Source organism: Corynebacterium sp. HMSC074A09, from assembly GCF_001811545.1.
GTDB classification, from domain to species: Bacteria; Actinomycetota; Actinomycetes; order Mycobacteriales; family Mycobacteriaceae; genus Corynebacterium; species Corynebacterium hiratae.
The window spans coordinates 1-334 of sequence record NZ_KV805105.1; the positions used below are offsets into that span (position 1 = coordinate 1).

Here is a 334-nt window from a genome sequence, read left to right on the forward strand (position 1 = left end):
CTAGTGGTTAGGCAGCTATTTCTTTTCTGCTGGTGGTTGAACCGGTGTGGTTCTCGAAGTCGACGGGGCTGACCATCCCGAGGGCGGAGTGCCGGCGCCGACGGTTGTAGACGACTTCAATCCAGTAGGCAACGGCCTTACGTGCGGCATCACGGGTAGACCAACGCTTACGGTCGTAGAACTCGGTTTTAAGCGTCGACCAGAACGACTCAGCCATCGCGTTATCGAAGCACACACCAGTACGCCCCACAGACTGAGCAATGCCCAGGCTGCGGCATACCTCCCAGAGCTTCTCACTGGTAAATTGCGTTCCACGGTCAGCGTGAAACACCAG

Annotated in this window: 1 protein-coding gene; it reads right to left on the reverse strand. The window is 57.2% G+C overall.

Annotated features, from left to right (window positions below):
• Positions 1-7: 7 nt before the first annotated feature.
• Positions 8-334, reverse strand: a 327-nt coding sequence (locus HMPREF2807_RS01405) for an integrase core domain-containing protein (RefSeq protein WP_158010519.1), incomplete at its 5' end; no start/stop codon positions are given.